The organism is Pseudomonas sp. DF5 (assembly GCF_058148225.1).
Map to the genome: position 1 here is coordinate 23,275 of NZ_JBYVYM010000042.1, position 10,938 is coordinate 34,212.

Annotated in this window: 14 protein-coding genes; 8 read left to right on the plus strand and 6 right to left on the minus strand. The window is 59.8% G+C overall.

The window, feature by feature from the left end:
- Positions 1 to 238: 238 nt before the first annotated feature.
- Entirely contained in the window at positions 239 to 517 is a 279-nt protein-coding gene (locus AC30D7_RS27510) for a DUF3509 domain-containing protein (protein ID WP_490136176.1), read from the plus strand.
- A 214-nt stretch (positions 518 to 731) separates the two neighbouring features.
- On the opposite strand, the gene mtnC is transcribed toward AC30D7_RS27510, so the two are convergent.
- From mtnC to aroC, 5 genes are read right to left on the minus strand one after another with little or no spacing between them, the layout of a single operon-like run.
- On the minus strand, positions 732 to 1,415 hold the full coding sequence (mtnC, locus tag AC30D7_RS27515; RefSeq protein ID WP_490136177.1) for an acireductone synthase: 684 nt from the start codon (positions 1,413 to 1,415) through the stop codon (positions 732 to 734).
- A 4-nt stretch (positions 1,416 to 1,419) separates the two neighbouring features.
- Positions 1,420 to 1,965 (minus strand): 1,2-dihydroxy-3-keto-5-methylthiopentene dioxygenase, encoded by a 546-nt coding sequence (locus AC30D7_RS27520; RefSeq protein WP_018925203.1) that lies wholly within the window; start codon positions 1,963 to 1,965, stop codon positions 1,420 to 1,422.
- A 20-nt stretch (positions 1,966 to 1,985) separates the two neighbouring features.
- Positions 1,986 to 2,612 carry a methylthioribulose 1-phosphate dehydratase gene (locus AC30D7_RS27525; protein WP_019579710.1) on the minus strand — a complete coding sequence of 209 codons (627 nt, stop codon included), beginning with the start codon at positions 2,610 to 2,612 and terminating at the stop codon, positions 1,986 to 1,988.
- On the minus strand, positions 2,609 to 3,760 hold the full coding sequence (locus AC30D7_RS27530) for an MFS transporter (protein WP_490136178.1): 1,152 nt from the start codon (positions 3,758 to 3,760) through the stop codon (positions 2,609 to 2,611). Before AC30D7_RS27530 ends, AC30D7_RS27525 begins: the two co-directional genes overlap by 4 nt.
- Positions 3,761 to 3,788: 28 nt before the next feature.
- Positions 3,789 to 4,880 (minus strand): chorismate synthase, encoded by a 1,092-nt coding sequence (aroC, locus tag AC30D7_RS27535; protein WP_007940813.1) that lies wholly within the window; start codon positions 4,878 to 4,880, stop codon positions 3,789 to 3,791.
- A gap of 85 nt (positions 4,881 to 4,965) precedes the next feature.
- Between aroC and AC30D7_RS27540 the strand changes: the two genes are divergently transcribed.
- Both AC30D7_RS27540 and AC30D7_RS27545 read left to right on the plus strand, forming a co-directional pair.
- Entirely contained in the window at positions 4,966 to 5,964 is a 999-nt protein-coding gene (locus tag AC30D7_RS27540; protein ID WP_490136179.1) for an alpha/beta hydrolase, read from the plus strand.
- Between the two features lie 98 nt (positions 5,965 to 6,062).
- On the plus strand, positions 6,063 to 6,854 hold the full coding sequence (locus AC30D7_RS27545; protein ID WP_490136180.1) for a hypothetical protein: 792 nt from the start codon (positions 6,063 to 6,065) through the stop codon (positions 6,852 to 6,854).
- Positions 6,855 to 6,979: 125 nt separating this feature from the next.
- On the opposite strand, the gene prmB is transcribed toward AC30D7_RS27545, so the two are convergent.
- The gene (gene prmB / locus AC30D7_RS27550; protein WP_490136181.1) at positions 6,980 to 7,888 is read right to left on the minus strand and encodes a 50S ribosomal protein L3 N(5)-glutamine methyltransferase; all 909 of its coding nucleotides are present in this window, start codon (positions 7,886 to 7,888) and stop codon (positions 6,980 to 6,982) included.
- Positions 7,889 to 8,127: 239 nt separating this feature from the next.
- Between prmB and AC30D7_RS27555 the strand changes: the two genes are divergently transcribed.
- The 5 genes from AC30D7_RS27555 (at position 8,128) to AC30D7_RS27575 (ending at position 10,911) form a co-directional block, all read left to right on the plus strand.
- The gene (locus AC30D7_RS27555) at positions 8,128 to 8,718 is read left to right on the plus strand and encodes a cysteine hydrolase family protein (protein ID WP_490136182.1); all 591 of its coding nucleotides are present in this window, start codon (positions 8,128 to 8,130) and stop codon (positions 8,716 to 8,718) included.
- Positions 8,719 to 8,849: 131 nt separating this feature from the next.
- Complete coding sequence (locus tag AC30D7_RS27560; protein ID WP_490136183.1) at positions 8,850 to 9,170, plus strand: hypothetical protein; 321 nt, start codon at positions 8,850 to 8,852, stop codon at positions 9,168 to 9,170.
- A gap of 87 nt (positions 9,171 to 9,257) precedes the next feature.
- Entirely contained in the window at positions 9,258 to 9,815 is a 558-nt protein-coding gene (locus tag AC30D7_RS27565; protein ID WP_008005647.1) for a Smr/MutS family protein, read from the plus strand.
- Positions 9,816 to 9,892: 77 nt separating this feature from the next.
- Entirely contained in the window at positions 9,893 to 10,438 is a 546-nt protein-coding gene (folE, locus tag AC30D7_RS27570; protein ID WP_007988130.1) for a GTP cyclohydrolase I FolE, read from the plus strand.
- Between the two features lie 101 nt (positions 10,439 to 10,539).
- A complete protein-coding gene (locus AC30D7_RS27575) occupies positions 10,540 to 10,911 on the plus strand; it encodes a glutathione S-transferase N-terminal domain-containing protein (protein WP_490136184.1) in 372 nt (123 codons plus the stop codon).
- Positions 10,912 to 10,938: the final 27 nt, after the last annotated feature.

The window sequence follows — 10,938 nt, forward strand, 5'->3', positions numbered from 1 at the left end:
GAAGCTTTCGCAAAGCGGAACTCCGCCGTTGCGATTGGTTCCGTCCAGTTGTCGACGATCTCGCAAAATGCAAAATGCAGGATGCACGATGGCCATTCATGCAAATTGCACGAAAGCCAAAAAATCCTAAAAATATAACCAATTGATTTATATGTATTTTTAAGAAGTCAGGTACTGGCACAATCACTGCAACTACCCCTCCATGTTGCCCTTCAAGCACAAAATGGAGCTGATAGACATGAGCCTGATCCAGGAAAAATTTGCGTCGCTGTTCTCCAACTTCCAAGTGACCACCCAGCCCCGGCCAGATGGCGGCATTCTGCTGACCCTGCGCAGTCACGAAGGCAAAGTTTTCAAACGTTCGATTTCCTACCAGCAATTGCATGCCGGCGATCAACTGTCATGGGTCATCAGCGCGATTCGCCGTGACGTCGCCGAACAGGCCAGCGAACTACCACAGATTTCCATGCTGCAAAGCCAGCAACGGTTCGCACTGCCGACCTATCACTCGGCGTAAATCGTCACGCAATCCCCTGTAGGAGCAGAGCTTGCTCGCGAAAGCGGAGTGTCAGGCGACATTAATGTTGACTGACCTGCCGCCTTCGCGAGCAAGCTCTGCTCCTACAGGTTCTGGGGTTTACAGGGCAGAAGGACTGATCCGCGCAAAACTGTCCACCGTTACATGCCCTGCCAACTTCGCGAGCAAGCTCTGCGCCTACAGGTTCTGGGGTTTACAGGGCAGAAGGACTGATCCGCGCAAAACTGTCCACCGTTACATGCCCTGCCAACTCCCCGCCTTCACGGGCCAGGCCACAGGTTGCCATGCCGGCCATACGCGCCGCGTCCAGTTCCTGAACGATGTCGGACAGAAACAGAATCTGCGAAGCCTCGACGCCAATCGTCTGGGTGATGCGCTGGTAGGACTGTGCTTCGCGCTTGGGCCCCGAAGTGGTGTCGAAATAGCCACTGAACAGTGGCGACAGATCCCCCGCCTCCGAGCAACCGAAAATCAGTTTTTGCGCCTGAATCGACCCAGAGGAATAAACAAACAGTTGATAGCCTTCCTGATGCCAGCGTTTCAGCGCTTCAACGGCGTCCGGGTAAACATGGCCCTTCAACTGCCCGGCCTGGTACCCCTGCTCCCAGACCATGCCTTGCAACGCCTTGAGCGGCGTGGCCTTGCGGTCTTCGGCGATCCAGCCCAAGAGGATTTCGATAACCCGCTCGACGTCGGCTTGTGGTTCACCGCTGTCACGCCGCACAGCCGCGAGCTGTTCGGCGACGTCAGCACGTTCGGCATTTTCGCGAACGAAGTCCGGCAGGTGTTTAGCCGCGTACGGGAACAACACGTCGAACACAAAACTCACCGCGCTGGTGGTGCCTTCGATATCGGTGAGAATCGCTTTGATCGGCATCGGTTCAGTCCTCAAGACACGGGAAGTGGCTGGCGATGTCATCGCCGGTGAAGTTGGCCACCCAGCCTTCGGGGTTGTTGAACAGGCGGATCGCGACGAAATGCGGGTTTTCACCCATGTCGAACCAGTGCTTTGTGCCGGCTGGCACCGAGATCAGGTCGTTCTTCTCGCAGAGCACGGCGTACACGTAATCGTCGATGTGCAGGGTGAACAAGCCACGGCCAGCGACGAAAAATCGCACTTCGTCTTCGCCATGACGGTGTTCATCGAGAAACTTGGCACGCAACTCGGCTTTTTGCGGGTGATCGCTGTTCAGGCTGACCACATCGACGGTGATGTAACCGCGCTCGGTCATCAGCTTGTCGATTTGCTCCTGGTACGCGGCGATCACTTCTTCCTGGCTGGCGCCAGGCTGGATTTTCGCTGCGGCTTGCCAACGGTCGAAACGCACGCCCTGCTCGGCCAGGGTCGAGGCGATGTCTTCAAAGTGGGTCAGCACCTTGTTCGGAATGTCAGGGCTTGAGACGTGGTAAACGGACAGGCTGCTCATCAGGGCAACTCCTTAACAGTTCATGCATTACGGTTAAAGAGCGAGCGCGTCTTCAACTCGCACTCGAACAAAAATTCAAAAGCCTCGATCTGCCGCAGTGCGTCGCTCATGCGCGCGCCCCACGTGTAGAGGCCATGACCGCGAATCAGGTAGCCGACGCAATCAGGGTGGGCGTCGAGCCAAGGCTGCACCTTGGCGGCCAGCCGCGCAATGTCCTGGTCGTTGTCGAAAATCGGTACGCGCACCCGGGACTCGTGGGTCGATACGCCGCTGAAGGCCTTTTGCAGTTCGTAGTCTTCGAACTCGATGAAATCTTCCGGCGTCAGGCGCGACAGCACCGTGGCGTTCACCGAATGGGTGTGCAGCACCGCGCCGATCTCCGGACGCCAGCTATAGAGCTGGGTGTGCAACAGGGTTTCGGCGGACGGCTTCTTGCCTGGCTCCAGGCTGTTGCCCGACAGGTCGGTGGCCAGCACATCGTCCGGGCCCAGTTGGCCCTTGTGCTTGCCGGACACGGTCAGCAAGGCTTCGGTCGGCGACAGGCGGGTCGAGTAATTGCTGCTGGTGGCCGGCGACCAGCCGCGGCCATACAGAAAACGCCCGGCGTCGATGATTTCCTGGGCGAGGTGTTCACGGGTAAGGCTCATGGCCTGTCCTCTTGCATACGTGTGGCAATGATAACGGCAGCGGCAAAGGCTGCGAGGCTGGCAATACTAAAGGTCAATGTGGCACCGAGGGCATTCCAGCTGTAGCCGGAATACAACGCGCCCAGTGCACCGCCGGTGCCGGCCAGTGCGGCATACAACGCCTGGCCCTGCCCTTGCTGGCGCGCGCCGAAGCTACGTTGCACGAACTGGATGGCAGCGGCGTGAAAGCTGCCGAAGGTGGCGGCGTGCAGCACCTGGGCGAACAACAGCACCCAAAGGAACTCGGCAAACGAGCCGAGCAACAACCAACGCAAAGCCGCCAGCAGGAAACTCGCCAGCAGCACCCGGCGTACCGAGAAGCGCGCGAGAATCTTGCTCATGAACAGAAACATCAAGACTTCGGCGATCACGCCGACCGCCCAGAGCATGCCGATCAGCCCGCGACTGTAACCGAGTCGCTCAAGGTGCAACGTCAGAAAGGTGTAATACGGCCCGTGGCTCATCTGCATCAGCGCCACGCACGCGTAAAACGCCAACACCCCGGGGCTGCGCAATTGCTGGAGGAATCCCTCCCCCGTCAACCGTTCACCCTGAACCGGTTGTGCGTTGGGCACCCACAAGCTGCTGACGACGATCCCGGCCATGATCAGCACCAGCGCCACCGGGTAAATGTCGAGGCTGAGCCACTCGAACAATCGGCCCAGCGCCACCACGGTGATGATGAAACCGATGGAGCCCCACAGGCGGATCTGACTGTAGCGCGACGTCTGCCCCCGCAAATGAGCCAGGGTGATGACCTCGAACTGCGGCAACACCGCGTGCCAGAAAAACGCGTGCAAGGCCATGACCATCGCCAGCCACGCGTAGCTTTTGCTGACGAAAATCAGTGAGAAGGTCAGCAAGGTGCAGGCGGCGCCGAAACGCACGATGGCCAGCCGTCGCCCGGTGTAGTCACCGAGCCAGCCCCAGATATTCGGTGCCACGCAGCGCATCAGCATCGGGATCGCCACCAGTTCGCCAATGCGCGCGGCGCTGAAGCCCAGATGATCGAAGTACAGCGCCAGAAACGGCGCTGTCGAACCGAGCAAGGCGAAATAGAACAGGTAGAAGCTGGAAAGCCGCCAGTACGGGAGCGCCGCCACCGTCATCAGACTGCAGCGGCTTTCAGATCAGCCATTAAAGCTGCCCCAACACCGGAGTGCTCACGCGCACATCGGCGTTCTGCCCGCGGTGACGCAGCAAGTGGTCCATCAGCACGATGGCCATCATCGCTTCGGCGATTGGCGTGGCGCGGATGCCGACGCACGGGTCATGACGGCCCTTGGTGACGACCTCCACCGGGTTGCCATGGATATCGATGGAACGGCCCGGCGTGGTGATGCTCGATGTAGGCTTGAGCGCCAGGTGCGCAACGATCGGCTGACCCGACGAAATGCCACCGAGAATGCCGCCGGCGTTGTTGCTGAGGAAACCTTCCGGGGTCATTTCATCGCGGTGTTCGGTGCCGCGCTGGGCGATGCTGGCAAAACCGGCGCCGATTTCCACGCCCTTGACCGCGTTGATGCTCATCAGCGCATGGGCCAGTTCGGCGTCGAGGCGGTCGAAGATCGGCTCGCCGAGGCCCGGCATCACGCCTTCAGCGACCACGGTGATCTTCGCGCCGACCGAATCCTGGTCGCGACGCAACTGGTCCATATAGGCTTCCAGCTCCGGTACTTTGTCCGGGTCGGGGCTGAAGAAAGCGTTCTCTTCCACCGAATCCCAGGTCTTGAACGGGATTTCGATCGGGCCGAGCTGGCTCATGTAGCCACGAATGACGATGCCCTGGGTGGCCAGGTATTTCTTGGCAATCGCGCCGGCGGCTACGCGCATGGCGGTTTCACGGGCCGAGCTGCGACCGCCGCCGCGGTAATCGCGTTCACCGTATTTGTGGTGGTAGGTGTAGTCGGCGTGGGCCGGACGGAACAGATCCTTGATCGCCGAGTAGTCCTTGGACTTCTGGTCGGTGTTGCGGATCAACAGGCCGATGGCGCAACCGGTGGTGCGGCCTTCGAACACGCCGGAAAGGATTTCGACTTCGTCGGCTTCCTGGCGCTGGGTGGTGTGGCGGCTGGTGCCGGGCTTGCGGCGATCCAGGTCGCGCTGCAGGTCCTCAAGGGAGATCTCCAGGCCCGGCGGGCAGCCATCGACAATGGCGACCAACGCCGGACCATGGCTTTCGCCCGCGGTGGTGACAGTGAACAGCTTGCCGTAGGTATTGCCGGACATGCAGGACGCTCCGTGAAATCGAACCTAAAATACGTAATGCGCGCCAGTATACGCAGGCTACCCAAGTAGTTCATCCTCGAACCTTATGGGTGCCTGCGAGTCCAACCGGCACCTTGTTGATGATGGCGTGATGATGCTGCGAGTTCTAGCCTTGAGCCTTACCCTGTTTACCGGTTTTGTACAGGCCTCCGTCCTGCAACGCCCGATTACCCTGGACACCGGCAGTGGCGAGCTTTTCGGCTCACTGTTGCTACCCAAGTCCGACACGCCGGTACCGGTTGTCCTGATCATTTCCGGCTCCGGTCCTACGGATCGTGACGGAAACAACCCCGACGGCGGGCGCAACGACAGCCTCAAACGGCTGGCCTGGGTGCTGGCCAAACACAACATCGCCAGTGTGCGTTACGACAAACGCGGCGTGGCGGCGAGCCTTGCGGCCACACCGGATGAACGCAATCTGTCGGTGGAAGCCTATGTGGCCGATGCTGTGGCCTGGGGGCAGAAGCTCAAGGCCGATCCGCGTCTGGGCCAACTGATTTTGCTGGGCCACAGTGAAGGTGCGTTGATCGCCAGCCTGGCGGCACCCAGCGTCAATGCCGCAGCGGTGATTTCCATGTCCGGCAGCGCCCGGCCGATCGATCAGGTGCTGCGCCAGCAGTTGAGCAATCGCCTGCCGCCGGCCTTGATGCTGCGCAGCAATGAACTGCTCGACAGCCTCAAGGCCGGGCACACCGACGACAACGTGCCGCCGCAGCTGCAGGTGATTTTCCGCCCCAGCGTGCAGCCGTACCTGATTTCGCTGTTTCGCCAGGACCCGTCGGCCGCTTTCGCCAAACTGAAGATGCCGGCACTGATCATTCAAGGCAGCAACGACATTCAGGTTGGCGTGGGTGACGCCAGGGCACTTAAAGCTGCCAAACCCGACGCCGAACTGGCGCTGATCGAAGGCATGAACCATGTGCTGCGTATCGTGCCCAACGACGTGAAGCGGCAATTGGCCTCCTATAAAGATCCGCAATTACCCCTGGCGGCGGAACTCGGCGCACGAATCCTCGGATTTATTGACGGACTTCGCCCCAGTTAAGCGCTGTTTGTCCTCCAGTCCTGAAAAAAACGGCCGATAAGCCTTTGTCGCCAGCGCTATGACTGGCGGCAACAGAGCTTGGACAGGATCTCGCCGTTATGACTGATACCCAGACTTCACCCGACTCCACCGCTGAAAAAGACACACCGCCAGCGGTCGAGCTGCCGTGGGCGGACGTCCACGTCGAGCACCACAAAATGCTCCGCCTGGCGCCGTTGCAAACCGACCGTAACACCGGCGGCCGACCGCTGCGCTTTGTCGAATTCGGTTACGCCGAACGCAACAGCAAGGAGCACAGCCTGCTGCGCATGGCCATCAAGCTGCCAGGCCAACGGGTCCGCAAAGAACAGAATCATCTGGATGTGTGGGTCGATCACGCCGCCAAACGCGTGCATTTCGCTCCGGAAAGCGGCTTGCAGGTCGAGCCGATGAACCGTGGCATCGGGCGCTATATGGCGGCTCAAGGCATCACTTGGGCAAAGAAACGATGGCCCGCCTACACCGTCGACGGCACCGACCTGAACAACAAGGACGCGTTGAACGAAGACACGCGCCTGCGCCGCGACCACTTTCTGCGGGTGCACGGTTTTGACGTGGCCTACGCCGATGCCCAGCATTTGAAGGGCAGTGTCAAAGAGGTGCAGATCGGTGATTTGCTGGGTGACTGGAACAGCGAAAAGCTGCAACAGGTGGAAATCCTCGAAGCCGCGCAGATGCTTCAGCAAGCCGAGCAAAACCTGGCGGAACAGGAAGTCAAACTGAAGAAACACGAAGAAAAGGTCAGCAAGTACAAGCGTGAAGACGCCGGGTTGCGCTTTACCATTACGTGTCTGGTGGCGTTTGCGGTGTTTCAGGCGGGGTTGTTGATCTGGATTGCCACGCATCGTTGATAGCGTAATCCGCGGCGCGCCATTCGCGGGCAAGCCTCGCTCCTACAGGTGTTGTGTCGTACCCAATTGATGTGGCACACAAAAAACCTGTAGGAGCGAGGCTTGCCCGCGAAGGCTTTCTCAGGTCAGACGCAAGAAGCGAACAGCGCCTGATGCTCGCGGCACTGCTCCGCTGTCAGCATGAACACCCCATGCCCACCGCGCTCGAACTCCAGCCAGGCGAAATCGACTTCCGGGTACAACGCCTCGACGTGAACCTGGCTGTTACCCACCTCGACGATCAACAAACCTTTCTCGGTCAGATGATCCGCCGCTTCGGCGAGCATCCGGCGCACCAGGTTCAAACCGTCGTCGCCACAGGCCAGGCCCAGCTCGGGTTCGTGTTGATATTCGTCCGGCATGTCGGCGAAATCTTCCGCATCGACGTAAGGCGGGTTCGACACGATCAAGTCGAAACGTTGCCCCGGCAAGCCATCGAAACCATCGCCTTGAACGGTGAATACCCGCTCGTCGACACCGTGGCGCTCGATGTTCTGGTTAGCCACCTCCAGCGCTTCGAACGACAGGTCGGCCAAAACCACTTCGGCGTTCTGGAACTCATAGGCACAGGCGATGCCGATGCAACCGGAACCGGTGCACAGGTCGAGAATGCGCGCAGGTTCGGCACCCAGCCACGGCTCGAAACGTTTTTCGATCAGCTCACCAATCGGCGAACGCGGGATCAATACACGCTCATCGACAATGAACGACAAGCCACAGAACCAGGCCTCACCCAGCAGGTAAGCGGTCGGAATGCGTTCTTCGATGCGACGCTTGAGCAAACTTTGCAGATGGGCCAGTTCGTCGTCTTCCAGACGGCAGTCCAGATAGCTGTCGGCGATTTCCCACGGCAAGTGCAGCGCACCCAATACCAGTTGACGGGCTTCGTCCCAGGCGTTGTCGGTCCCATGGCCGAAAAACAGATCCTCCCCATGGAAGCGGCTGACGGCCCAACGGATATGGTCACGCAGGGTACGAAGTCGGGAAGTGGTCACGGGGGTAAACTCCAGAAAAAACGACTGGCGATTCTAACAGCCAAAAGGCGCCACGACGACGCAGGAAAAACACCGGCTCAGATGTAGGACGCTTCTATTTTTTCAGCGAGCTATTGAACAGAACGAGTATCTTGACAAGGCTGCGAGCCAGCAACGGCGGTGCCTGCGATGGAAGCGGTTCACAGAAGCGCTCAGCCAGAGGACAATGCCGCAAAAGCCCCACCCGAAGGAGCCCCAGAATGTCCGTTCCAAAAACGATGTTTCAACTCAGCGGCCGTGGTTACGCAGCGGCCAATCTGGGTCATGCGACCCTAGTCATCATCGATGCCCAGAAAGAATACCTCAGTGGTCCGCTGGCCCTGAGCGGCATGGATGCTGCCGTCGCGAACATCAAACACCTGCTGGCCGCTGCCCGTGCAGCCGGTCGGCCGATCGTGCACGTGCGCCACCTCGGCACCGTCGGTGGGCTGTTCGACCCCCAGGGCGAACGCGGTGAGTTCATCCTGGGCCTGGAGCCACAGGGCGGCGAAACCGTCATCGGCAAGTTGCTGCCAAGCGCGTTTCACGGCACCGAACTCTACGATCGCCTGCAACAACTGGGCTCGCTCGACCTGATCGTTTGCGGTTTCATGAGTCACTCCAGCGTCAGCACCACCGTGCGTGCGGCGAAGAACCTGGGCTTTCGCTGCACCCTGGTGGAGGACGCCTGCGCCACGCGGGATTTGCCTTGCAAGGGCGCAATCCTCAGCGCCGAGCAGGTTCAGCAGACCGAAATGGCGATCATGGCGGACAACTTCGCCACCCTCGCCCTGACCCGCGATCTGATCTGATCGACCGTCGATGAGCGGCCCATACCGCCGCTCATCCGCAAAAGCCTCTCATTTGCCGTAATTGCCCTAGCCTCAGGAACATCCCGGTCAACTCCCGGTCGAAGGGCCGATACCCATTGAGGAAGGTCGGAATGAAGTTATCCGATGGTTTTGATGCACGCCGCTTGCGGCCCAAGGGCCAACGCAACTGGCGATTTCGCTTCGGCGCCGCGTTCGCTGCCCTGCTGGCGATGTGCGGTGTATTGCTGGCGATGGCCGGCGCGGCCAGCCTGCTGGGGCGGCCACCGGCGCTGGGCGAGTTGAATGCCAGCCCGCTGGGCTCGGCGATCATTCTGGCGGTGGGCCTGTTCGTGCTGTACCTCGGCGTATTGCTGTGGCGCCGCTGCCGTCGCCGTTCGCGCCAGTCGCGAGAGCTGAACATGGCCCCGCACCTGATGAAAAAACACGACTGAATCAAAGGCCTGGCGTTTTGACGGGCCTCAATTGTTATGGATAGCGCTCCGACTTGGGTAAACTGCCCCCCCTTCGCGGAGGCTGACATGCAAGACGACGATTTTTCCCTGTTCAAAAGCGCGATCCAAGGCGTCAAGCCGATCAAGCACGATCGCGCCGAAACCGGCAAACCCAAGGCCGATCGCGCGCAAATCGCCAAGCTGCGCCAGGCCGCCACTGTGCGCACCGATGCGACCACCGTTGACGGGCTGTCCGATCAGTTTGTGATTGATGTCGGCCCGGAAGACGAGCTGATGTGGGCGCGTGACGGTGTTCAGGAAAGCCAAATGCGCAAGCTCAAGATCGGACAGATTCCGTTCGAAGGCAGCCTTGACCTGCATGGCATGAACGTGGAAAAGGCCCGCGAAACCCTTTGGGCGTTTCTGGCTGAAGCAACCAAATTCGAAATCCGCTGCGTACGCGTCACCCACGGCAAAGCCGTGCGTCTGGACGGCAAGCGGCCGATGATCAAGAGTCACGTCAACACTTGGCTACGTCAGCATCCACAGGTGCTCGGCTTCACCTCGTGCCAGCCGAAACACGGCGGCGCTGGAGCGGTTTACGTGATGCTTAAACGAACCATGATGGAAGGTCGCGACGAGTAAAGCTGTCGCTTCACGCTTGCAGCGCCGTGTTTGCCACCGTACCCTTGCCCTTTGCGTAAAATCCCACAGGTAGTTTCATGTCCCTGGAACAGAATTACACCGCGATTCTCGGCCAATTGGGCGAGGACGTGTCCCGCGAGGGCCTGCTCGACACGCCAAAACGTGCCGCCAAAGCCATGCAGTACCTCTGCCGCGGTTATGAACAGACGCTGGAAGAGGTCACCAACGGTGCCTTGTTCAGCTCCGACAACAGCGAGATGGTGCTGGTCAAGGACATCGAGCTCTACTCGTTGTGCGAGCATCACCTGCTGCCGTTCATCGGCAAGGCGCACGTTGCCTACATCCCGAGCGGCAAGGTACTGGGACTGTCGAAAGTCGCGCGGATCGTCGATATGTACGCCCGCCGCCTGCAGATCCAGGAAAACCTCAGCCGCCAGATCGCCGACGCGGTCCAGCAAGTCACCGGCGCCCTGGGCGTGGCGGTGGTGATCGAGGCCAAGCACATGTGCATGATGATGCGCGGTGTGGAGAAACAGAATTCGACGATGATCACCTCGGTGATGCTCGGTGAGTTCCGCGAAAACGCCGCCACCCGCAGCGAGTTTCTCAGCCTGATCAAGTAATTCGCAGCACGAAGAAAACCGGCACTGATCGCCGGTTTTTTTTCGCCTGCGAAAAATCAGGTAAGCTGCGCGCCTTCTGTTTGCCCTGAGAGACTTATACCGTGTTCGTCAAAGCGCTTCGTGTCGGCCTCGGCCAACTGATCATCTTCATCGACTTCATCACCCGCCCTGGCAAGAAGCAGCGCCCCGCCGCCGCTCAGGCCCAGGTCGAAGCGGCCGCCAAGGACCTGACCCTGTATCAGTTCCACGCCTGCCCGTTCTGCGTGAAAACCCGCCGCACCCTGCGTCGCCTGAACGTTCCAGTGGCTTTGCGCGATGCGAAGAACAGCGAACAGGATCGCCAAACCCTGCTGGAGCAAGGCGGCAAGATCAAGGTGCCGTGCCTGCGCATCGAAGAGGATGGCAAGACCACCTGGATGTATGAGTCCAAGGTGATCATTGATTATCTGGATAAGCGGTTTGCTGCGGTCTGAGGTTTTGTGGTGCTTTGACTGACGCCT

Coding starts and splice junctions, on each gene's coding strand:
- AC30D7_RS27510 (WP_490136176.1), top strand. CDS start 239: ATGAGCCTGATCCAGGAAAAATTTGCGTCGCTGTTCTCCAACTTCCAA.
- mtnC (WP_490136177.1), bottom strand. CDS start 1,415: ATGCCGATCAAAGCGATTCTCACCGATATCGAAGGCACCACCAGCGCG.
- AC30D7_RS27520 (WP_018925203.1), bottom strand. CDS start 1,965: ATGAGCAGCCTGTCCGTTTACCACGTCTCAAGCCCTGACATTCCGAAC.
- AC30D7_RS27525 (WP_019579710.1), bottom strand. CDS start 2,612: ATGAGCCTTACCCGTGAACACCTCGCCCAGGAAATCATCGACGCCGGG.
- AC30D7_RS27530 (WP_490136178.1), bottom strand. CDS start 3,760: ATGACGGTGGCGGCGCTCCCGTACTGGCGGCTTTCCAGCTTCTACCTG.
- aroC (WP_007940813.1), bottom strand. CDS start 4,880: ATGTCCGGCAATACCTACGGCAAGCTGTTCACTGTCACCACCGCGGGC.
- AC30D7_RS27540 (WP_490136179.1), top strand. CDS start 4,966: ATGGGTGCCTGCGAGTCCAACCGGCACCTTGTTGATGATGGCGTGATG.
- AC30D7_RS27545 (WP_490136180.1), top strand. CDS start 6,063: ATGACTGATACCCAGACTTCACCCGACTCCACCGCTGAAAAAGACACA.
- AC30D7_RS27555 (WP_490136182.1), top strand. CDS start 8,128: ATGTCCGTTCCAAAAACGATGTTTCAACTCAGCGGCCGTGGTTACGCA.
- AC30D7_RS27560 (WP_490136183.1), top strand. CDS start 8,850: ATGAAGTTATCCGATGGTTTTGATGCACGCCGCTTGCGGCCCAAGGGC.
- AC30D7_RS27565 (WP_008005647.1), top strand. CDS start 9,258: ATGCAAGACGACGATTTTTCCCTGTTCAAAAGCGCGATCCAAGGCGTC.
- folE (WP_007988130.1), top strand. CDS start 9,893: ATGTCCCTGGAACAGAATTACACCGCGATTCTCGGCCAATTGGGCGAG.